This is a genomic window from Rhizobium sp. T1470, assembly GCF_042140505.1.
Taxonomy (GTDB): Bacteria; Pseudomonadota; Alphaproteobacteria; order Rhizobiales; family Rhizobiaceae; genus Rhizobium; species Rhizobium favelukesii.
This window is the reverse complement of record NZ_CP148091.1, coordinates 1,312,418-1,334,275: the sequence shown is the minus strand read 5'-3', so window position 1 is coordinate 1,334,275 and position 21,858 is coordinate 1,312,418. Positions and strand designations below refer to the sequence as shown.

The window sequence follows — 21,858 nt, the reverse complement described above, 5'->3', positions numbered from 1 at the left end:
TGCAGCGGCGGCAAGAGACGAAGCGTCCTGAGCTGATAGCAAACGAAAAAGGCGCCGAACGGCGCCTTTTCCTCTACTGGTTTCTGCAAGCATCAGCCGACGTGCGGTGCCGTTGTCGTGTCGTGCTTGTCGTCGAACAGGATCTTGACCGCTTCCGTGGTGTTTTGAAGAACCGCCACATCGTGCCAGCCGCCATTGGCGTTGACGCTGACGACGGTATCCGTGCCGCTGACGGTCGTCTTGACGCTGGCGAGTGCCTCCGCCTCGCTCGCCTCGTGGCCGAGGAGGCTGTCGAGGAGCTTCGAGACGTCGAGCGTATCGCCTTCGCTTGCCTTGAAGTCGGTGATGACATCGGCGAGCTTGACGTCGTTCAGGGCATCGGCGTCGAGGACGAAAGTGTCCGCCCCTGCCCCGCCCGATAGCGTGAACATGCCGCCGCTGCCGGACAGGATGTCGTCGCCGTCGCTGCCGATCAGTGAGTAGGCATTGCTGCCATTTTCGCTGCCGCCGAGCGTCGTGTCGAAGGCAACCTCGACAAAGTGGCCGGTCGAGCCGCCCGTCAGGGTGTAGTCGCCATCGGCTAGGATCGACTGGCCGCTGATCTCCGAGTTGGAAGCGTTGGCATCGAGCGAGATGCTGGTGATCGAATGATCCGCCAGGCTCGAAAGCTCGCCGCTGTCGGTGATGCCGTTATGGTTCAGGTCCTGCCAGACGGTGAGCTTCGAGAAGGCCTCGTCGGCCGCATCGATCTTGCCGTCGTGGTTGCTGTCAAGCGTCGCCAGCGCCGCCAGGCCATCCACATAGCTGCCACCGGCAAAGTGCGGCGAGAAGATCTCGCTGCCGTTGTCGATCTTGCCGTTGCCGTCCACATCGAGCGCCAAGATGCCGTCGCTGCCGGCCGTCCAGGCGATCTGATCCTTGTGACCGTCGGCATTGATGTCGAACTGCACGCCGTTGTCGAGGGACGTGAGGGCGACGCCGTTGTGGTCGAGGTCGAGGATGATGGGGTCGATGGCGTTGGCAAAGTTTTCACTTGTCAGCTTCCCGAACCCGACGCCGTTGAGCGTCATGATATGCTTGACTGTCATTCCCCCGGAGTCCGGGTTCGTGCCGTCGGTAATGCTTACGGTATAGATGCCGGCATTTGCCGTGGAGGTGTTCGTCGATGAATAGATGATGAACGTATAGGTCCCAACCGCGATGTTGTTTGTCGCGGCTGCGATGATGTCTTCGATGGCGTCACCATTGCCGTCATCCGCCAGCGACAATGTGACACGATCGCCGCTGTTGATCGCGACTTCGATGATCCGGGCGGACGCGATGGCAGTGCCATCCGACGTCAGTGACTGGAAACCACCGTCCGTCAGGCTGCTGTTGTTCAAATTGACCGCAATCTTGTCGTTCAGCACGTCGAAGTGCGACACGATGGCCACGGTGTTGTGTGAGGAACTCAGACTGCTGTGGTTGAAGACAATCTTGTCTTTCGCCGAATCGGATCCCAAATCGACCGTCCACGTCCTGCTGGCGCTGGAAGCGTTGATGGTTACTGTATCGGCGCCGGCGCCCGCGTTGATCGTGTCCCCTGCCGTGCCGGAGGTGATCTTGTCGGCATTTGACGATCCGGTGAGAATGACAGCATCGTCGTCGCTGTTCGTCAATGCCCAGCCATTGCTTCCGGATGCATTCGCCACGCTGACATCGTGACCATTTGCATTGATGGATGCCGTGCCGACATTGCTGCTTGCACTCGTCGCTGTCCAATTCCCCGTGGCCGTTGTGCTGGCGGTTGCGCCCGCGCCGACGGTGAGGACATCATTACCCCCAAGATCGGTGATCGTGTCGGTGCCGGCGGCCACGTGGAAAGTGTCATTGCCGCCATTGCCTGTCAGTGTATCGTCTCCGGCGCCGCCGGTGATGATATCCGCACTCGACGAGCCGGTGATTTTGAAGTCCTCGGTCTGGTTCGATAGATCGAGCGTTGCCGCCGAAGTCAGGATGACATTCTCGATATTGGCGATTTGCGCGTCGCTGGTGCTAGTGAAGTTTGCACCAACGGCAACCGTGTCGGTATTTGCCCCCCCGTCGAGGAGAAGGTCGCTCTGATCGCCGACAAGAGTATCATTGCCCTGATCGCCGTAGAGGGTGTCGCGGCCGAGCCCGCCGACCAACAGATCGTCGCCGGAATCTCCGTGAAGCGTGTCATCGCCACCATTGCCGAACAGCAGGTCATTGCCGTTGCCACCGCTCATGCTCTCGCTTGCAGCCGACCCGGCAATGATATACCTGGAGTTGCCGTTGCCACCGACGAGTCCCGTGGCGAGGCTGTAAGCGCTATCGCCCAGTCCATAGCCGGCGAAACTGCCGCCGTCGAAGTCAACCTGTTCCCAAGTCGAAATTCCTCCGGAGAACTGATTGATAGCCGTGACGGTTCTGGTCGCGCCATTTGCCGCCAACGTTATTTCCAGATTGTTGTCCGAGCGAACAAATTCCAGATCGGCAAAGACGGTGCTGCTTGCGGTTTCAAATTTTATGCTCTGATTGCCAGAGTCTGTCTGTTGAATGGAGATGCTGCCGTAACCCGGACCTACTCCGAGGTCGGCATCATCATCGTCATAGGTGACATCAGCGTAGTTGGATCCGCTCATCGAGAGCGTTAGCGTGTTGGCAGTCAAATCATTGTTGCCCGCGCTGTCGCGCACCTGGAAGGTGAAGCTGGTGGTGCCATTCGCGCCGACAACGTTGTCAGCCGGAGCCCATGTCAGCATGCCGGATGCGATCTGCGCCGCCGTGACAAAAGTGGCGGATGTGACAGCCACATCGCCAAGCATCAACTTGCCGGGGCCTGCCGAAGCAGGGGCATTTACGGTGACGCCTCCAAAGGCATCGCCATCAGCATCGCTATAGCCGAAGTCTGCTGCCTTGAACGTATAGGTATTGTCTTCGATGAGCCCTATTGTTGCGTTTGCCCCTGATGGAGCGCTATTTGCCGTGACGACGGCCGCCGTAACAGCACTGGTCACCGTTTCATTGACGTTCTGCCCATCGATATAGGTAGTCTTCACCGAAATCGCATGTCCGGCATCGGCTGCGACCAGTGTGTAAGTCGCGCCGCTCGCGCCAGTGTCAACGCCATCGCGCAGCCAGTGATAGACGATATTGGACTGCGCACCATCCGGATCGGCACCAAGCGTCGCCTGGAGAACGTCGCCGACTTTCGGCGCGCTTGCCGTCTGCGTCGTATCGCTAATGGAGATTGTCGCAGCACCATCGTTAACCGGGGTCACGGTGAAATTGAAGGTGCCTGTCACCGGGGCCGAATTATCTTCGTTTCCGTCTTCGACCTTGACCTGGAACGACGCCGAAGGTCCTTCTGAGCCATCGTGGGTGAATTTGATCAGCCCAGCATTCAGCTCTGCGGCGGTAAACGACGCTGCAGACGCCCCTCCGTTGGTTATCACCCCATGAGACAGATTCGACACCTGGAATACGACGCCAGAGGCAATGTCATCCGGATCGGCATAACCGAGTTCGGCGGCGGTCAGCGTATGCGTCTGCCCCTCGACAACCGAAGCTGCCAGCGTACCGGCGAGAACCGGCGCGTCGTTGAGCGGCTGAATGTGAATGGTTGCGACCTGCGCGGCACTGTTATCATGGCCATCGTTGACGACAACGGTAACGGTTCGATCGATCGAGGCATCCGGGTTATCGCTGCTGTTGGTGTAGACCACGTTTTTCAGGATCGTTTGATAGGTGGCGATCGATGCCGTACCGCTGATCGACAGGACGCCGTTGACATAGCTGACCGTCAAACCGTTTGCCGCTGCCGTTGCGGCAGCATTGAGCGTCAGGCTTTCGGTTGCTCCATCCAGATTGTGAGCAAGCGTCAGGGTCATCGACTGCAATGTCGAGGAATCGACATCGCCGAGCGTTGCCTGCCAAGCAAATTGCTGACCCAACTGCTCGACCGCCGTGGTCGTGGCATCATTCCCGGCACCAGAGCCATTGAGATCGACGACTGCCGCATCATTGGTACCGGTCACCGTCCAGGAGACGGAGGTGGGCGTCGATGCCATACCGTCCGAGACACTGTAGTTCACCGTGACCGTTGTGGTCTGGCCTGATGCCAGCGATTGGTAGGCCGAGTGGCTCGGATCGAGCGTGAAGGAATGCGTCGCCGCATCGTAGATCACGCCGGCCGGCAGAGTGCCCGGCACACCGGTGACCGCAAGGGTCGTGCTGGCATCGACGTCGCTTGCATGGGCAAGCGCATCAAGCGTGACGCCTGCGCCATCCTCCGTCGCCGTGCCGGTGACGGCGCTGCTGACGACCGGCGCATCGTTGGTGCCGGTGATGGCGACCTGGTAGACAGCCAACTGGCTGTCACCATCGCCATCGGTGACCTTGAAGGGAACGGTGAGCGTCGCGACTTCGCCTTCACTGAGGCCGTTGAAGCCCCAGCCCGGGTTGATCGTGAAGATGCCGGTCGCGGCATCATAGTGGTACGATTCGGGCGGCAAGGTAATAGTAGTGCCGTTCGGCGTGGCAATCGTGACATGGGCGGTGTCAAAGCTGACGGTGCCCTTTTCATCGGCGCCGAACGAGAAGTCGGTGCCCTGGGCCAGGTGGAAGGAGATCACGCCACTGTCTTCGCCGGTCGTGGCGTGGAACACCGGAACGTCTGAACCGTGGGTCAGGCTGACATTGGCGAGGTAGGTGCCGGTGTTGTCGTTGGCGTTGCCGACTTCCTTGAAGGTCAGCGTGTTGATGCCGTTACCTGCCGTCAGGTTCAGCGTCTGCTGCGCCATCGAGCCGGTCGGCTGGATCGTGCCGACAAGCTGGCTGTTCCAATAGACTTCGAGTTTGGAGGACGCCGCATCCGGCGAACCGGCCTCGAAGGTCAGCTTGTAACTGTCGCCAGCGATCAGGCCGGTGATGTTCTGCGAGATTGCGATGTTGCCCGGCGAAGCGCCGAGATCGACCATCGGGGAGCCGCGCGTGGCTTGCATGCCGAGGTAGTCGTCAATTACGCGCTCAAGCTGGACACCCTGCTGGTTCGGAGCTGTTCCTTCGATCTTCCAGCCAGTCGATTCCGTCGCCCAGGCGCCCCATGATTCCGGATGAGCCCAAACGCCGTCCTCGAAGCTTCCGTTGGCGAGCAGGTTTGCAGGCTGCAGCGAACCGGTAATCGTCGGCACGCTATCGGCTACGTTCACCGAGAACGGCTGATCGACATAGTCGCCATCGCCGTCGAAGACACGGGCAACGAGGTTGAGGACCAACGGATCGTTGCCGGCCGCATGGTCGAGGTTCTGGAACAGCGTCGTGGCGAAGCTGCCTGGATGGAGAACGCTGACGATGAACACCGGATTGTCGGCGCTATCGCCATGCTTGAAGGCGACGATTTCCTGATCCACGCCGTTTGTCGTGCGGACGAGGTATTCCAGAGCGACGCCGTCGGACGTCAAGCCATTGTTGATAATCGGCTGTCCGTCAACACCGCGACCAATCTCAACGTGGGCACTTTTGTTGTCCGCGCCGACATTGACGTGCAGCGAGCCGAAGTCGCTGGATACGCTCGGCAGGCCGGTTTCGGAGAGATGGCCGAAATCTGCAGCGGCCGCAATAACCGGCTTGTCGTCGTTGATGTCGATCTGAACGCTGCCAGTCGCCGTGTCGCCGTCATTGTCGGTGACGGTGAAAACGATCTTCATCCGAGCGCCGTCGTTCGCGCCGCTCTCATTGACATCGGGATTGTCGATCGGGCGGTATTGGGTGAACGTGTAGGCGCCTGTCGCCGGATTGGTGACCTCGACCTTGAAGATGACCGTATCGCCGACCTTACCGAGCAGGGTCAAGCCGCCGTTAGCGGACTCGATGCGAATATCCTGGCCCGCCGACTGAAGGGCATGGGTCGTGAAGGTCGGTGCGTCAGCATCGGAAATGACCTCATGGCCACCCGACTGGCCGAAGCCATAGGCAATCGACGTGATCTTCGCGCCGTCCGCGCCGGCATGGAACGACATCGTGCCAGTGCCGGAGACCTCATGGAAGCTACCGTTGGCGTTTGCGGTTTCCTGGACCGTCACACGGCCGGCATAGCCTGCTGTCGGAGCGTCATCGCGGATATCAAGCTGAACCGCGTTGGTAGCCGTATCGCCATCTTTGTCCGTGACGGTGAAGTCGAAGACCATGCGCAGGGAGTCGTCCGCGCCGGCCTGCCCCTTGTCTGGATGATCGATCGGGCCGCTCTGCGTGAAAGTGTAGGCGCCGGTCTTCGCATCAGTAACGTGCAGGGTGAAGACTTCCACGTTGCCGACCTTACCGGTAACCGTGAGACCGTCAACAGAGGTCGTGACCGTGATCGGCTGACCGTTGGAGGTCAGCGCTGGGAAGCGGATGGATTCACTTTGGTTTTCCGGCATTTCCATGATGGAAGAGCCGAAGCGGTAGTTGACATTGGTGACCGCTGCCGTGTCGGCACCGCCATCAAAGAGCAGCGTGCCATTAACGGACTGCTGCGCGAAAATGCCGGCATCAGTTCCCGCTTCCGTAACCGTAACGGTGTTGGAGAAGGATGCCTTCGGGCCATCGTCATTGATGTCGATCTGCAGGCTGTTCGTCGCAGTGTCGCCATCGCCGTCGGTGACCGTGAAGACGATCTTCATGCGGCCGCCGTCGGCGGCACCCGTCTCGTTGGCGTCGGGCTGGTCGATCGGACCAAGCTGCGTGAACTTGTAGGCACCCGTCGCCGCGTCCGTCACCTCGATCTTGAAGATCACCGTGCCGTCCGCAAGCTTGCCCAGCAGCGTCAGTCCATCCGGCTGCTCGATGTGGATGTCCTTGCCGCCGGACTGCAGGGCATGAGCGGTATATTGGGCCGCATCGGCATCAGCAATCAACGGGTGAGCGGTGCTGCCGAGGCCGTAAGCGATCGAGGTGACCTTGGCGCCGTCAGCGCCGCCGTCGAACTTCATGGTGTCGGTTACAGAGGCTTCCTGGAAAGAATCGTCGGCATTGGCGGCTTCCTGAACTGTAATGCGCCCGGAATAGCTTGCCGTCGGTACGTCGTCGCGAATATCGACCTGCACCGTGCCGGTGTTCCAGGCGGTCTTGTCACCGTCGCCGTCGGTGGCGGCGAAGTCGAACACCAGACGCAGATCGTCGCTGTTGGCCGGATGATCGATCGAGCCAAACTGCTTGAACTCGTAGGCACCCGTCGACTGGTTGGCCGACAGCGTGAAGACGACCGTGCCGCCGGCCGAGGCCGTCAGCGTGATCACGCCGTTGGCAGCCGTCGTCGCATAGGTCAGCGCAACACCGTGCGAGCTGAGCGGCGGATAGCTGTTCGAATGATCCATGTCGATCGACGTGCGGAACGACAGGTCGGTGACCGTCGCGCCGTCGGCACCGCCGTTGAACACCAGCGTGCCGGTCGCAGACTGCGTCGCGAACACGCCGTTTGTGCCGTTCTCGGTAACAACGCTCGTACCGGAGAAGCCTGCGGTCGGCGTATCGTCATCGACATTGATGGTGATCGAGCCGTTGGCGGTGTCGCCGTCGCCGTCCGTCGCCTGATAGCCGATCGTGAAGCTCTGGTTGTTCTCGTTGTTGCGCGCAGCATGCTGGATCGCATGGTTCTGCGTCACCATGTACTGGCCCGACGCCGTATCCGACAGCGTCACCGTCAGAACCGCGGCCGACACGCCATGCTGGACCTGCGAGATCACCAGGGTCTTGCCGTCGGCGGAGACCGACTGCGAGAACGAACCCTCCGCACCCGGCGTCGTACCGAGGCCGGCACCCGTCAGCAGAACCGAACCTGCGCCGTCGGCGCCGTAGGAGTGGTTCAGCGTACCCGTCACGTTCTGCGCGTCGGCATCGTCGCCCTGGCCACCCGCATTGCCGCCAAGCAACGCGTCGTCGTCGAGCTTGACCGTCGCGTTGTTGCCAACGATCGGGCTGTCGTCGATGACGCCCACCGTGAAGCCGGCGGTCGTCTGGTCGCCGTCGCCGTCGCGCACCGTCGCCGTGAAGTTCAGCGAGATCACGTCTTCGTTCTGAGCGCCCGAGGCCTTGACCGGATGATCGAGGACACCCGACAGGTCGAAGCTGTAGCCGCCCGCACCCGTATCCGTCAGCGTTGCCGTGAACACCGTCTCGTCGCCGGCATGCGCCGTCAGCACCGTGCCGTTCGCAGACAGCGTATAGGTCAGGTGCTGGCCGCCCGAGGTCAGGTCGCTCGCCGCAATCGTCTGGTTGCCGCTCTTGATCGACAGGATCGCATCGACCTGCGCGGACGTCAGATCACCAGAGGCGCCGGCAAACGAGACCGAACGGTCGCCCAGAACCTGAACGCCGCCGAAGCCGCCGTTCACCGCACTGTTGGCATGGTCCGAACCCCAGGAGATCAAAAGCGAACCAGACGTGCTCTTCGTCGTCACGTCGACCGGGAAGCCGAAGATGCTGGTATCCAGGTCGCTGTTCGGAGAATGGTCCTCGTTGCCGCCGGAAAGCTCTTCTTCCTCGACATAATGCGGCAGAAGCTGGCCGATCGCGACCGGAACGTCGTCCGTCACCGGGACCGCGAAGTTGACGGTCTTCGCATCACCGTCCGAATCCGTCGCAACCGCCTGGAACGTCAGCTTCAGCGCATCTTCGCCGGATAGCTTCTGGTCGAGGTTGCCCTGCAGATCGAAACGGTAGCTGCCGCTGCCGTCATCGTTCACCGTCACCGTCACCGTGAAGATCGTCTCGCCATGCGCCGTCGCAACCAGCTTCGTGCCGTTGTCAGATAGCGTGTAGCTCAGCGCTTCGCCGTTCGACGTCAGCGCAACCGCCTGGTTGAGGCCGTCGACCGCAGAGACCGTGCCCGTCGCGGCAAAGACCAGCGAACGGCCGGCGCCGTCGTTGCGGCCGGCAACGTCGTAATTGTCCGCACCCCAGGAGATGTTCAGGCTGCCGGTCGCCGTCGTCGATTCACGCGACAGGTCGTTGCCGAACCACAGGTCATCCTCGTTCACCGAGCCGCTGCCGGAGGCCGTCCAGGAAATCGTATCGTCATCGACATTGATGGTGATCGAGCCGTTGGCGGTGTCGCCGTCGCCGTCCGTCGCCTGATAGCCGATCGTGAAGCTCTGGTTGTTCTCGTTGTTGCCCGCAGCATGCTGGATCGCATGGTTCTGCGTCACCATGTACTGGCCCGACGCCGTATCCGACAGCGTCACCGTCAGAACCGCGGCCGACACGCCATGCTGGACCTGCGAGATCACCAGGGTCTTGCCGTCGGCGGAGACCGACTGCGAGAACGAACCCTCCGCACCCGGCGTCGTACCGAGGCCGGCACCCGTCAGCAGAACCGAACCTGCGCCGTCGGCGCCGTAGGAGTGGTTCAGCGTACCCGTCACGTTCTGCGCGTCGGCATCGTCGCCCTGGCCACCCGCATTGCCGCCAAGCAACGCGTCGTCGTCGAGCTTGACGTCCGAATTTTCTCCGGCGACCGGCACGTCGTCATTGACCGTAACCGTGAAGCCGGTCTGAACGGTGTCGCCGTCGGCGTCCTTGGCGGTCACTTTGAAGCTCAGGTCGATTTGCGTGTCCTGCATATCGACGGCGAGCGGCTTGATTTCGCCTTCGCCGCCCTCGGAGCCTTGTTCATGCAGATGATCGAGGGGCTGCAGCAGGGTGAAGCTATAGGCGCCGTTCGGCGCCGTCGGATCAAGGGTGACGACGAAGACTTCGGTACGGCCCTCGCCTTCGCCGGTGAAGCCGGTCAGCGTATGACCGTCGGCGGAGATTTCGAAGTGAACGGTCTGGCCGTCGGACTTCAGGCCGCTGAGCTGATCCTGAACGCTCGCGAATGTCAGATTCCGGTTTGTGCCGGCGTCTGCGCCCCAGTGAATGCCGAGCGAGACATCTTCTACCTTCGCATTGCCGCCTTCGCCCGAAAGCAGGTCGGACTCGTCAATCGAGCTTGAGTCGACGACACTGCTGGTGCTTGGACCATCGTCGTTGATGTCGATCGAGGCCACGCCGGTAGCCTGGTCGCCGTCCTTGTCGGTAACGGTGTAGCTGAACTGCAGGCGCAGGATATCATCGATACCTGCCTGTCCCTTGTCCGGATGGTCGAGCGGGCCGAATTGCGTAAAGGTGAAGGCGCCGGTTGCCGCGTTCGTAACGGTCAGCACGAAGACAGACTGGCCGTCGACGCTACCGGTGATGGTCAGGCCATCGACCGTGATGACGACAGGCTTGCCATCGGACGTCAGATCAAGGTGCGAACCGTTCTGGGTGCCTTCATCGATGTTCAGCGAATCGACGAACTGGACCGCGGTGATCTGGCCGACATCTGCGCCGCCGTTGAAACCGAACGCGCCGTTCACCGATTGCGTCTCGAAGCCGCCTTCCTGGCCTTCGATTTCCGTCAGGCTCAGCGTTGTGGTGTCGGAGATCGTCGGCAGATCGTCGAATAGCTCCTGACCGTCCCCGAGACCCGGGTCGGGCTGCTGCGTGTCAGCCAGAAGCTGGGCAAGCTGCGTCGGGTCGCCGGCGTCCTGCTGGATCGTATCCTGGAAATCGGCGCCGGAGCTCGGGGCGGATGCACTTGCCGAATAGGAGCCGTCGGGACCGGCCGCGACGTTGATGTTGTTCTGCTCGAGGGCGGCGATCACGGCCTGTTGCGGCAGCTCGACTTCGCCGAGCAGGAAGGTCGGCACGTGCAGGGCGCCGTTGACGATGACGATCTCCGTGCCGTCGGCCTGAACGAGCACGAGATTGTTGCCTTCGACGCGAATGTCGTCGATCGATACATCAGCCGGCAGGTGGGCGATGTTGTTCTGATCCGGGACGATTTCACCTGGATGGGCGTTGGCAGCTACCGCCTGCGGCGCCGCCGGCACGCGGTCGGTCTTCTCAGGCTGCTGGCTATTATCAGCTTGCGCGACCTCGACGCCTGGCTGGGCGGAAGCCTCAATACTTGCATCTTCATGAATGTCCTGGCGGAAGTCGTGCGAGACGTTTTCGCTTGATGTAGCGGAAATGCGCGGATCTTCGATAGACATAACAAAATAACCCCAATGAGAAACTGGGGCCAATCAATTACGCAGAGGAGCCAAAAGCAATACTTGCAGCCGTTTCGGACATAGCCGGTTATGCATCCACCCAAAAATGTTTTAGGAAGAGTTAACGGCGAGGCCCTGAATGTGGCTGGAAACGCTAAAATTCTAATAAAATTAATGAAATACGAACGCGGTCAGACATTGATGGCTGTGCGTTCCGGGCGTCGATTCGATACTCACGCCGCCTCCAGGGCATTCCGGCAGCGCGCTTCGAACCCTCAAATGCAGCTCAGCTTTCAAAAAGGTCGTGACTGCCCTATCGGGTGGGCGCCACGAGGCAGAAGAATGCGCCCTGCGGATCGGTCGCATTGATGATCCAGCTGCCGCCGGGCACTTCCATCGGACCGACGATCACCTTGCCGCCGCCCGCATTGACGCGTTCGATGGCGCTGTCGATCCCCGGCACGTTGAAGTAGTAACCCCAATAGCACATCAGCACGTTGGCGGGTTTGGTCATCATGCCGCCGATCTGCTTTCCATGCTCGGCGAAGATGCGATAGGCGCCCATCTCGCCCATGTCGAAATCGTGGTCCTTGGTCCAGCCGAAGATCTTCGAATAAAAGGCGAAGGCTTCCTCCATGTTGCCGGCCATCAGTTCGTGCCAACCGATATGGCCGGGCGTGCCCGCCGGCGCGGGCGGGGTCGGATTGTCTCTCGGCAGCGGGGTCATGACGCAGATCACGGCGCCATGCGGATCGGCGAGGACGGCAAAGCGTCCGACCGTCGGAATATCCTCCGGCTGGCGGCGGACCGAGCCACCATTGGCAGTAAAATCCTTCGCCGTCTGGTCGACATCATCAACGGCGACATAGCCCGTCCAGTTCGGCGGAATGCCCTTCCCTTCCAGTTCGGCTGGAAAATCCATGAGGCCGGCGACGCCTGCGCCATTCGCTTCAAAGATCGTATAGGGCGGCAGGTCCTGGATCTTCATTTCGTTCGTCGTCCAGCCGACGACCTTGCCGTAGAATTCGGCTGCGGCCTTGGGGTCGGGGGTCATCAATTCGCACCAGATGAATTTTCCATGCGTATCGGAAGCCATGATCTCTTTCCTTTTCATGAGTACCGGTCGAGTTTCGCTCGCGATCACGGCTTGCGCGTGTAATGCGCTTCCATGAACTGCTTCCAGCTGCCGTCCGGTTGCTTGGCAGCCGAGTTGAACGTGCGGTGGTCGCGATCGTGAAAGATGATCTGCTCGCGGTAGTCGGCGAGCTTGTTCGCGTCGCTGAAATCGAGGCCTGTCGTATAGAGGTTCAAAACCTTGCCGTCGTCGGAGACCTCGCCCTCATAGACCCACATATGGTCCATCATCGTGCCGATCCAAGTGCCGACGTATTTGCCCTTGTCGGCGCTGTAGCCCAGCGTCAGGACCGTGGTGGCGGCCCCGCCACCCGGCATCTGGCCGGAACCTTCGGCAACGAACCAGATGCCATGCAGCGAACGGACGATCTCCGTCCAGGGTTCCTGCCCCGTCATTTCAGGCGCGCTGACGTCCCAGACGCCAACGAGGTCTTCGAGGAATTCATGCTCCTTCAACACTTTGGCTTGCTGCATCGTCCTTCTCCCTTGGGATGATGGTCGCAGATATCAGTGACAGCTGGATGGCGCGTTCTTGGCCGGTTCGTATTCGTCGTGGCGCTTGACGAAGTCCATCGTGCTGTCCTCGTTGCGGCCCTTCGGGGCGCGATCGAGGATCATCAAGGTGCCGACCGCCTCTTCAAGGCCGCGGGCATACGTCGAATAAGTATGGAAGACCTCACCATTCTCATTCCTGTAGAACGCACTGAGGCCCGGAAGCTCGTCATTGGCGTTGGCGGGCTCGATTGCCTCGAAATTGTAGAAGACCTTGTCCTTGGCCAGATCTTCCGGGCTGAAGGACACGTGGTAATCGAAGTTGAAGCTGTTATCGAAGGACGAAACCCACGGGAATTTCCAGCCCATGCGTTTCTTGTAGGCCTCGATCTTTTCGAGCGGCGCGCGCGAAACGGCGACCCAGGTGACATCGTGGTTGTTGAGATGCGGCAGCGTTCCATCGACATGATCGGACAGGAACGAGCAGCCGGGGCAACCGGCCTCCCAATCGGGGCCAAGCATGAAGTGATAGATCAAAAGCTGGCTGCGGCCATCGAAGAGTTCAGCAAGGCTTTTCTTTCCCTGCGGCGTATCAAAGACGTAGTTCTTATCGACCCTGACCCAGGGCAAGGCCATGCGCTCGGCGTTGACCTTCTCCCTCAAATGCGTTGCTTCCTTCTCCTTGAGAAGCAGCGCGCGGCGGGCCTCCAGCCATTCTTCACGGGAAACGACTTGGTTCTGCATCACGTGCGCCCTCCTCCGGCGCGACCGAAACGTGGCGGTCCATGCTCCTTTTCCTTGACTATTTACATTGATATCAATATAAATTGAGGATGTCAAACGTGGTAGAGATTCCTTTTTCGACGACGCTTCTGGTACGCGACACATGCCTTTGCCTGCATGTGCAGCGGGCAGCGCGCGCACTTGCGCGGCTATTCGACGATGCCCTTCGCCCTGTCGGGCTCACCAACGGCCAGTTCTCGCTGATGATGTCGCTGAACCGGCCTGAGCCGCCGCCGATGGGACCGGTCGCGACCCTGCTTGCGATGGATCAGACCACGTTGACGGCAGCGCTCAAGCCATTGCAGCGCCGTGGCTGGGTAAATGTAACGCAGAATGCGAAAGACAAGCGCCGGCGTCTGCTGAGCCTGACACCGGAGGGCAAGGCAGTGCTCGCCGCCGCACTGCCGATCTGGGAAAGCACGCACGCCAGTATTGAGGCGGCCTTACCGGACGGCGATCCGGAGCGGCTGCGCCGCGACCTGCAGGCCCTCGCCTAAAGACCGGTCGCCTGCGGCATACGTCAGTCGCCCGCCATGCGCGGGTCCCTGGCGAAATCCTCGACCGAAAATCCAATCCTGACCCTCGGGAAATCGCAAAGCGCCTGGACACCGATCCCCGAAAGCCGGATCCTCCATGTCTGACGTTCGACGGGCTCGCGGGCCGCAAATGCCGCGGCGGTCAAAAGCGCGATGTTGCGGCCGCGCTGCGGGTCCCGCACGGATTCGTAGTGGATCGCCTGGCAGCCCGCTTCGCGGGCAGCATCGGCCAAAGCCTGGCACGGTGCATAGTTCTGGAGATCGGTCCATATGATACGGTCGGCATCGAGAGGCGCGCGGGTCAGGTCAATTGCGGACGCAGTGGCGATCGCTGCAGCAAAGGCCGTGTACTCGGCGGCATTGGCAGGAAGCGATGTCGCCGGCGACTCGGCATAGAACAGCAACCGGTAGAAGGCCATTTCGGCGAGCGCGGTTTCCACCCGCTCGGAGGCGTAGAAGACGCCGAGCGTTCGCCCTGCCCGGCGAAAGCGCGAGCCATGCGGGTAGACGGCCCCATAGCGGAACGGAGTGGCGAGCAGATAGTCCAGCCCGATGCACTCCGGCGGCAATGCCGGCTTGCTTTCTTCGAGCAGGGTTTCGAGCAGCGCCTGCTCCTCGAGCGTATCGACAAGCTTCAGCGTCGAAATCTGGTGCTGCGCCTCGACCAGACGCCAGAACCTGCCCGAGATCGCCCGCTTTTCAGACGATAGCGCGGCGGGCGTCCAGATAGGCAAGGACATCGGTCAATCCGGAGATGCTGACGATCTTTTCGAGCGGCTTGGCGCCGAGGGCGGTATTGGCGTTGCGCAACCATTGCCGGGCAACCGCCTCGTCGCCGCCGACGATCGCATCGAGCGAACGAAACAGACGCACGAGCAGGATGGCGAGTTCAAAGGACTTCGAGCCGCGCTCGAGCAGATAATCCTGTCGCTTCATGCGCGAGATGGTTGCTTCGGAAACACCGAGCACCGCCGAAAGCGTTCGGGCGTTGAGGCCAAGATGGTCGGCAGCATTGACGGCCGCTTTGGTGATCACGGCAGCCTCGGGGGACCGGGCGCCGGAGATCGGATGTGCTACTGCCATGCCATACTCCTTTCACTAGAAAGAATATAGCGAATTTATTTCAGATGAAAAGAGCGCCGCGATGCACGACGCTCTTTTTTGCTTTGGTCAAGCAACGGTAACCGGAACTTCGGTCGACGTGCGCATTGCGTGGCTATAGGGGCACACGATGTGAGCCGCCGCGGCAAGCTTTTCGGCGGTCGGCTTGTCAAGGCCGGGAATGTTGACCGTCAGGGCGACTTCGATGCCGAAGCCTGTGCCGTCTTCGCGCGGGCCGATGCCGACGGTGGCGCTGACAGTGGTTTCTTCCGGAATCTTGACCTTTTCCTTGCCGGCGACAAATTTCAAAGCACCGAGGAAGCAGGCTGAATAGCCGGCCGCAAAGAGCTGCTCAGGGTTGGTGCCGGTCGCGCCATCGCCGCCGAGTTCTTTCGGAACCGTCAGCGTGACATCGAGAACGCCGTTTTCGGAAACGGCGCGGCCTGCGCGGCCACCGGTGGCGGAAGCTTTGGTCGTGTAGAGGATAGGCATGTCAGTCTCCTTTGCGTTGGGGTTGGATTTTGTATAATGCGCAATTAAATTGTACGCAAGTTAATTTTGCAAATTGCATTTGGAATTCGAAAAGAGGACAATCGCGCCTCGAGGACAACGACAATGAAAGCGCATCTGGCAAACACGATGGAAATTCCGGAAGAGGAAAGACGGCTGGAAAACCAGCTCTGCTTTGCGGTCTACTCGACGGCGCATGCTTTCACCCGCGCCTACAAGCCGATCCTGGACAAGGTCGGCCTCACCTACCCGCAATATCTTGTCATGCTGGCGCTGTGGGAAAAGTCAGAGCAGCCGGTGAAAGCGATCGGCGAGCAGCTCGATCTCGATTCGGGCACACTCTCGCCGCTGCTCAAGCGCCTGGAGCAGAATGGCCTGATCAAGCGCACCCGCGATTCCCGCGACGAGCGGCAGGTCATCGTGTCGCTGACCGAGAAAGGCCGCATGATGAGGAGCGAGGTCGATAGGATCATGGCCGCGATCGGCCAGGCGGCAGGCTGCACGCTCGAGGAAATGGCGACAATACGCGAGATGCTGAAAGGGTTGCGGTCTAACCTGATGTCGGCGGTGTGAGCAGAAGGCAACCAGCGTCAACGCCTTATTTCGCCCAGGGCAGCCCTGCGGCCTCCAGCCTCAGCCACAGATTTTGCCGGAACGACAGGGCGCGAGCCTGAAGTAATTGTTCGAGATATCGGCCATTCAACAGAAGCGTGTTCTCCCTGACATACGCCACGTCGAGCCGCGCCACCATGTCTTTGCCGAGCGCCTCGTATGACGCCGCTCGCAGCAGCCGCGCCCAATGATATTCCGGCAGCACGATCAGGAAACGGTCCAGGCAGGCAACCGCCTCCTCATAGTTCCCAGAAACGAAATGAGCGTCGCCCCGAAACAGGAAGATCGGATGATAGTCTGGACTGACCTGATCAGCCTGGTCGAACGCCATATGCGCGTCGCCGATCCGACCGGCAAAGGTCAGGCCGATGCCGAGCCATGTATGAAACTCGGCGTCGTTCGGATTGAGGTCGACAGCCCTTTTCAGTGCATCCAGGCCGGCTCGAGCGTTTCCGAGATACGTTTCGGCGAGGCCAAAGGCGCTCAGCAGATAGGGCTCGCGATCGTCCAGCCCCAGTCCGGCCCGCACGATATCGCGGGCCTGCCTGAAACCATGCACCGGATCGTCGAGCCAGCCGTTGAAGCAGGAGTGGAAGTTTATCCAGGCAAGGCTCTCGCGGACCAGAACGTGATTGGGATCGATGGCCAGGAGCCGCTCGCACAGACGCCGGGCGCGGATCATCCCCTTCAATGTCGGCCGCTCGACGTGGTTGAACACCTGCAGATACAGCTTCTCGGTGCCGATCCCACCTTCCGGCTCCATCGCCGAACGGGCTGCCGCGTGCTTCATCAGAACATGATAGAGGTTACCGCTGATCTTGCGGACGAGCCGGTCCTGACCGAGGTCCGAACCCGCGCTTTCGCCGAGATACTTGCGGCTCCATACCTGTGTCCCGCTTTGCACCAACACGAGTTGCACCAGCGCCCAGCCACCTTCCTCGTGGCCCTGAACCGCAATTTCCAGGACGTAGTCGGCGCCGACCCGCTTGCCGATTTCTTCCACGGTCTCGTGCCTCGCATTCAAGGCAAACATCGTCGCGGCGGCAACCACTGAGAGCGGCGAGAACAGGCCGAGTTCTCCGATCAGCTTGCGCGTCAGGGACTCGGCGACCAGACTGTCGTCTCGTTCATGTGACAGGCTCCTGATCGGCAGAATGGCGATCCTAGGCTTGCCATTGGTCAAATCCACCTGCGCCGGCGGCTCCTGCCGCTCGCGAATTTGACCGATGAGTTGCTGCGTCTCCGGATCAGGCGCAACACTCAGATTGGCCTCCAGCAATGCTTTCAGGCTCTCGTAGTGCTTGATGGCGCGAGCGCGCTCGCCGTGCGCCCGGTAACGGCGCAGGATCGTCCGGTGAGATGGTTCGTGGTAGGGATCGTGCCGTAAAAGGTATTGTGCAGCGAGAAGCGCCGGCTCCAGGTCGCCCGCCTTCTCCAATCCGTCGACCAGGCTCGCAAGGCAATCGACCAGTAAATCGCGGTGTCGGCCGCGCTCCATGCGAAGCCATGCTTCCAACGTCTCGTCGTTGAAGCTCAGCCCCTCGAGAAATTCCCCCTCGAAAGCATCAAGCGACGGTGGCAGACACCCTGCCCTTGCGCTTTCAGTAAGAGCCTGGATATCGGTGACAATGGCATCGCTTCTCGTCCAACCGCAGCCGTTGTCGAACACGAGAGGTGACACGCCGTGGCCGTCGACGGCCTGACGGATCGTGAAGAACGCCTGGCGGAGGCTGTTGCGGGCATGCTCTTCCGTCCGCTCGGCCCACAGCATGCCGGCCAGTTTCGATCGCGCGATCGGCTTTCCGTTCGAGAGCGCGAGCATCGCGATCAGCGCCTGATGTTTGCGCGAGGCGATCGCAATGCTCTCGCCTGTGGGCGAGAGCATCTGGAATCGACCAAGCAGGCGCAGCGTGAACCCCATCGAGCTCCCCTCCGAGCCTTATTTTAGCGATCGCTTTAACATTCCGATAACAGCAGGAAAGCGGCCGTTTGTCATAGTCATTTTCACGGGGCGGTGAGCGAGGGGATGATGCGGCGATGCTGAAGAAGCTGATCGGTTTGGCTGTGGCATTGGTTTGGACTATGGCAGCCTCTCAATCCTCGGCCTGTATCGATATCGCACTTGTTCTCGCCGTCGACGGATCCGGCAGCATCACCGACGACGAATACAAGTTTCAGAAGTCTGCCATCGCCGCGGCCTTCCGGGACGATGACGTCCTGGCGGCCTTGAGAAATGCCGGCGGCGTCGCCGTATCGGCGGTATTCTGGGGCGACGGCGAGTTCTCCACCCAGAAACTCGACTGGTTCGTCATAGAGAGCGGCAACGGCGCCGAGCCCTTCGCGCTGGCGATGGAGGCCAACCGGCGCAAAGTCTTTGGCAACACCGATATCGGCAACGGCATGTGGTCCGCGCTCGACATGCTATCTGATCCACGCTTCTGCGCCGTCAAAACCATCATCAACGTCTCCGGCGATGGCAAGGAGACGATTGCGCCGAAACGACGGCAGACGCCATCTCTCTATCAGGCGCGCCAGCGCGCCATGAAGACGGGCACAACGGTCAATGGACTGGTCATTTCCGACGAGGAACCCGATCTTCCCGGCTACTACGAAAGACGCGTCATCCTCGGCGAGGACGCGTTCGTGATGGAAGTCAGGAGTTTTGCAGACTATTCGGCAGCGATCCGCAAGAAGCTGATCAGGGAACTGTCGCCGCCAACCGAATTCCAGATCGCCGAAAATCGGCAATGAATGCGGCCAGCCAATCGGCCGGCCGCACCTGCGCGGATTACTGCAGAACGACGACCGGCGCCTTGTTCGGCACGCGGTCATAGAGATCGATGATGTCCTGGTTCAGCAGGCGCACGCAGCCAGACGACACCGCCTTGCCGATCGAACGCCATTCCGGGTTGCCGTGCAGGCGGTAGAGCGTGTCTTCGCCACTCGAGAAGATGTAGAGTGCGCGTGCACCAAGCGGGTTCTTCAGGCCCGGCTCCATGCCGCCGTTTTCGATCGAATACTTGGCAAGCTCTGGCTGACGCGCGACCATCTCGTTCGGCGGCTTCCAGCGCGGCCATCTCTGACGCCACTGGATGACGCCCGAGCCCTGCCATGCGAAGCCTTCGCGGCCGATGCCGACGCCATAGCGCATCGCCGTGCCGCCGGGCTGCACCAGGTAGAGGAAACGCGAGGGGGTATCGACGACGATCGTGCCGGGCGCCTGGCCGGTCGGATCGACGACCTGCTGGCGATAGAAGCGCGGATCGATCTGCTGGTAGGGCACGGCCGGAATGAGAAAGCCACCATCCTCAATCGGACCGTACATGACCGCCAGCTCGGCATCACCCGGCGTCTGCGGCGCCTGGAACATGTTGATCGGATTGCGCATGACGACCGGCTGAGCCGTCGCAGACGGCCCGGCGGTGGATGCACACCCGGTCAGCGCCGAAGCTGCGGTCATTGCCGAAAGCGAAAGGAAGCTGCGGCGGGAAAGGGATTTTTCAAAGCTCATGACGCGGGTCTGGTTTCCTGTTGCGCTGGAAGGACGAACGCCCTTCGCGGAGGGTGGGTCAACGCCGGTGACGCACAAGAAATCTATCCACTTGCGCTAAATAAACCATCACCTCACGAAGTCGTGTCCGCCCGTGGACACACGATATCCCAAACGCTGTTGCGCGGCTACATCACGACAATCTCGGCCTTCGCCGGAACGCGATTGTAAAGGTCAACCACGTCCTGGTTCAGCATGCGCACGCAGCCCGACGACGTGGCCTTTCCGACCGACTGCCAATCCGGCGTACCGTGGATACGGTAAAGCGTATCCTTCCCATCCTTGAAGATATAGAGGGCGCGCGCACCAAGCGGGTTTCCGAGGCCGGGGTTCATGCCGCCGTTTTCTGCGGAAAAGGAGCGTATGTCGGGCTGACGCGAGACCATTTCGGCCGGCGGTGTCCAGCGCGGCCATTTCTGCTTCCATTGAATGAGACCGCGGCCGGACCATGCGTAGCCTTCGCGGCCGAGCCCGACGCCGTAGCGCATCGCCTTACCGCCCGGCTCGATTAAGTAGAGATGCTTGCTCTTCGTATCGACGATGATCGTGCCCGGCTTCTCGTTCGAGGGATAGTCGACTTCCTGCCGCAGATACTGCGGATCGATGCGGCTGATCGGTATGGCCGGCAACGTGAAGTCGGTGTCGCGCACCTGGCTATACATGGCGCTATTCACCGGATTGGTGACCGGCAGGCCGTAGGTCCGATTGTAACTCGTGGCCGACAGGCCGTAGGTCTGATTGTACAGCGTCGGCGGCTCGATCTCGCGCCTCTGCGGCACCGGCGTATCCACCGCCTTGACGCGCATGGGATCGACGCCAGGCGGATTATAGAAGACGGGCGACGTCTCCTGCACGAAACGGGCGGGATCGGTGGCGCCGGTATCTGGAATGAGGATATTACAACCGCTCAGACAAAAAGCAGCGGCCGCAAGCCCGGCAAGTGGCGACACCCGGCTGAAAACAGTCATAAAGCACCCTCATCGACAACAGCGAGACGTATAGCTGCGGCAAGGATGGCACTTGCGGCTGGCGCGAGGCTGGTGACGACATCAGCCTCGCATCAATTGGAGTCGGACCACACTCAGGCTGCAACGCCGTGAAAGAACCGTATGCTTTGTTCGATCTCGGCCGGCAGCGCCGACGTGTGGTTGCCGGTCACGGTATCCGTTTCGATACGGACACCGCCCGAGCGCGCGCGGCTGGCAAGCAGACCGGCGCGGTCGTTGAAATGCGCCTCCTCCGTGCCATGAACGACGCGGACCGGGCATTTGAAGCTCTTGGCATAGCAGAGCGCGCTGCGGACCTCGAACTCGTGGGCGTTGCTATCGTCGAAACGAATGTCCTGCGGGTAGCGATTGAAGAAGCGGAAAGCGTCCGGATTGCCCGAGATCGGCGCGGCGGCACGGAACTTGTGGCTGCTCATCGCCGCAAGCATGGTCAGCGTGCCGCCAATGCTGTGGCCGGCGATAAACAGACGATCGGCATCGACGCCCGGAAGATGGCGCAGACGATCGGCCGCTGAAAGCACGTCATCCACCTCGTCATAGAAACCGGAGAAATTGCCCATCTGGCCGTTTTCGCCACGCAGCGATGGCATCATCACCACGAAGCCGGCATCGGCATAGGTCTTGAGCAGAACCCAGTGGCCAAGACCCATGGCGTTGCCGCCGTGCAGGAAAAGAACGCCGGGCTTCGGCTTGCTACCGCGCTTGTACTTGGAGACCCAGGCAACCAGCTCCAATTCGCCGCCGTAGCCGGACCGATAGAGAATCTTCTCGCCCTCCGGAGGCGCATCCAGCGGTTCGTACTTGTCGGGAGCCGGCCCCTTCTGGAGCAGCTTGGTGCGGAAGCGCTTGCGGGCCTTGGCATAATCATGATCGATCAGCTTTGGCACCTCCGGAACCTCGAATGCACTTGCTATGCCCGGGAGTACAAGGGCTCCGGCCAGGCCGGCAAGAACCATGCGGCGGTGGCGGAAAAATGCATTACCTTCGTCTGACGTCATTTCACACTTCCATTGTTCCCGGCGGTTCGAGAATTGCACCGGAAGCGCGCGGTCGCCAACACACGTTGTGTTGAAAAA

At 60.9% G+C, this 21,858-nt stretch carries 14 protein-coding genes; 3 read left to right on the top strand and 11 right to left on the bottom strand.

The features are described from left to right. Positions 1-92 precede the first annotated feature (92 nt). The 4 genes from WGT02_RS06650 to WGT02_RS06635 form a co-directional block, all read right to left on the bottom strand. Entirely contained in the window at positions 93-11,057 is a 10,965-nt protein-coding gene (locus WGT02_RS06650; protein ID WP_208248600.1) for a DUF5801 repeats-in-toxin domain-containing protein, read from the bottom strand. A 313-nt stretch (positions 11,058-11,370) separates the two neighbouring features. Next, entirely contained in the window at positions 11,371-12,153 is a 783-nt protein-coding gene (locus tag WGT02_RS06645) for a VOC family protein (RefSeq protein WP_208248604.1), read from the bottom strand. 44 nt (positions 12,154-12,197) lie between these two features. After that, positions 12,198-12,665: a DUF1579 domain-containing protein gene (locus tag WGT02_RS06640; RefSeq protein WP_024318979.1), complete on the bottom strand. Its 468-nt coding sequence runs from the start codon at positions 12,663-12,665 to the stop codon at positions 12,198-12,200. A gap of 33 nt (positions 12,666-12,698) precedes the next feature. Then, positions 12,699-13,427, bottom strand: a complete 729-nt coding sequence (locus tag WGT02_RS06635) for a thioredoxin family protein (RefSeq protein ID WP_024318978.1) — start codon at positions 13,425-13,427, stop codon at positions 12,699-12,701. An 89-nt stretch (positions 13,428-13,516) separates the two neighbouring features. Here WGT02_RS06635 and WGT02_RS06630 point away from each other — a divergent pair, with 89 nt between their 5' ends. Next, entirely contained in the window at positions 13,517-13,963 is a 447-nt protein-coding gene (locus tag WGT02_RS06630; RefSeq protein WP_024318977.1) for a MarR family winged helix-turn-helix transcriptional regulator, read from the top strand. 23 nt (positions 13,964-13,986) lie between these two features. Here the strand turns inward: WGT02_RS06630 and WGT02_RS06625 are convergent, their stop codons facing one another. From WGT02_RS06625 to WGT02_RS06615, 3 genes are all read right to left on the bottom strand, one after another. Further along, positions 13,987-14,742, bottom strand: a complete 756-nt coding sequence (locus WGT02_RS06625) for an RES family NAD+ phosphorylase (protein ID WP_208248606.1) — start codon at positions 14,740-14,742, stop codon at positions 13,987-13,989. Continuing rightward, complete coding sequence (locus WGT02_RS06620; protein ID WP_072380361.1) at positions 14,702-15,085, bottom strand: antitoxin Xre-like helix-turn-helix domain-containing protein; 384 nt, start codon at positions 15,083-15,085, stop codon at positions 14,702-14,704. The genes WGT02_RS06625 and WGT02_RS06620 overlap by 41 nt, the downstream gene beginning before the upstream one ends. Positions 15,086-15,172: 87 nt before the next feature. Continuing rightward, positions 15,173-15,595 (bottom strand): organic hydroperoxide resistance protein, encoded by a 423-nt coding sequence (locus tag WGT02_RS06615; RefSeq protein WP_007791565.1) that lies wholly within the window; start codon positions 15,593-15,595, stop codon positions 15,173-15,175. 123 nt (positions 15,596-15,718) lie between these two features. Here WGT02_RS06615 and WGT02_RS06610 point away from each other — a divergent pair, with 123 nt between their 5' ends. Next, positions 15,719-16,186 (top strand): MarR family winged helix-turn-helix transcriptional regulator, encoded by a 468-nt coding sequence (locus tag WGT02_RS06610; RefSeq protein ID WP_024318974.1) that lies wholly within the window; start codon positions 15,719-15,721, stop codon positions 16,184-16,186. 25 nt (positions 16,187-16,211) lie between these two features. Here WGT02_RS06610 and WGT02_RS06605 read toward each other — a convergent pair whose 3' ends face one another. Continuing rightward, entirely contained in the window at positions 16,212-18,146 is a 1,935-nt protein-coding gene (locus tag WGT02_RS06605) for a BTAD domain-containing putative transcriptional regulator (protein WP_037069135.1), read from the bottom strand. A 116-nt stretch (positions 18,147-18,262) separates the two neighbouring features. On the opposite strand from WGT02_RS06605, the gene WGT02_RS06600 reads away from it, so the two are divergent. Continuing rightward, a complete protein-coding gene (locus WGT02_RS06600) occupies positions 18,263-18,976 on the top strand; it encodes a DUF1194 domain-containing protein (RefSeq protein ID WP_208248609.1) in 714 nt (237 codons plus the stop codon). Between the two features lie 37 nt (positions 18,977-19,013). Here the strand turns inward: WGT02_RS06600 and WGT02_RS06595 are convergent, their stop codons facing one another. The 3 genes from WGT02_RS06595 to WGT02_RS06585 all read right to left on the bottom strand — a co-directional run bounded on the left by WGT02_RS06595 (position 19,014) and on the right by WGT02_RS06585 (position 21,780). Further along, a complete protein-coding gene (locus tag WGT02_RS06595; RefSeq protein ID WP_024317980.1) occupies positions 19,014-19,736 on the bottom strand; it encodes a L,D-transpeptidase in 723 nt (240 codons plus the stop codon). Positions 19,737-19,903: 167 nt separating this feature from the next. Further along, positions 19,904-20,743: a L,D-transpeptidase gene (locus tag WGT02_RS06590; RefSeq protein WP_024317981.1), complete on the bottom strand. Its 840-nt coding sequence runs from the start codon at positions 20,741-20,743 to the stop codon at positions 19,904-19,906. A 113-nt stretch (positions 20,744-20,856) separates the two neighbouring features. Beyond that, on the bottom strand, positions 20,857-21,780 hold the full coding sequence (locus WGT02_RS06585) for a S9 family peptidase (protein ID WP_024317982.1): 924 nt from the start codon (positions 21,778-21,780) through the stop codon (positions 20,857-20,859). Positions 21,781-21,858 lie beyond the last annotated feature (78 nt).

Bases quoted from the DNA above. Each gene is read 5' to 3' on its own strand.
- WGT02_RS06635 (WP_024318978.1), bottom strand. From the start codon at position 13,427: ATGCAGAACCAAGTCGTTTCCCGTGAAGAATGGCTGGAGGCCCGCCGC.
- WGT02_RS06610 (WP_024318974.1), top strand. From the start codon at position 15,719: ATGAAAGCGCATCTGGCAAACACGATGGAAATTCCGGAAGAGGAAAGA.
- WGT02_RS06585 (WP_024317982.1), bottom strand. From the start codon at position 21,780: ATGACGTCAGACGAAGGTAATGCATTTTTCCGCCACCGCCGCATGGTT.
- WGT02_RS06625 (WP_208248606.1), bottom strand. From the start codon at position 14,742: ATGTCCTTGCCTATCTGGACGCCCGCCGCGCTATCGTCTGAAAAGCGG.
- WGT02_RS06650 (WP_208248600.1), bottom strand. From the start codon at position 11,057: ATGTCTATCGAAGATCCGCGCATTTCCGCTACATCAAGCGAAAACGTC.
- WGT02_RS06600 (WP_208248609.1), top strand. From the start codon at position 18,263: ATGCTGAAGAAGCTGATCGGTTTGGCTGTGGCATTGGTTTGGACTATG.
- WGT02_RS06645 (WP_208248604.1), bottom strand. From the start codon at position 12,153: ATGGCTTCCGATACGCATGGAAAATTCATCTGGTGCGAATTGATGACC.
- WGT02_RS06615 (WP_007791565.1), bottom strand. From the start codon at position 15,595: ATGCCTATCCTCTACACGACCAAAGCTTCCGCCACCGGTGGCCGCGCA.
- WGT02_RS06590 (WP_024317981.1), bottom strand. From the start codon at position 20,743: ATGACTGTTTTCAGCCGGGTGTCGCCACTTGCCGGGCTTGCGGCCGCT.
- WGT02_RS06595 (WP_024317980.1), bottom strand. From the start codon at position 19,736: ATGAGCTTTGAAAAATCCCTTTCCCGCCGCAGCTTCCTTTCGCTTTCG.
- WGT02_RS06620 (WP_072380361.1), bottom strand. From the start codon at position 15,085: ATGGCAGTAGCACATCCGATCTCCGGCGCCCGGTCCCCCGAGGCTGCC.
- WGT02_RS06640 (WP_024318979.1), bottom strand. From the start codon at position 12,665: ATGCAGCAAGCCAAAGTGTTGAAGGAGCATGAATTCCTCGAAGACCTC.
- WGT02_RS06630 (WP_024318977.1), top strand. From the start codon at position 13,517: ATGTCAAACGTGGTAGAGATTCCTTTTTCGACGACGCTTCTGGTACGC.
- WGT02_RS06605 (WP_037069135.1), bottom strand. From the start codon at position 18,146: ATGGGGTTCACGCTGCGCCTGCTTGGTCGATTCCAGATGCTCTCGCCC.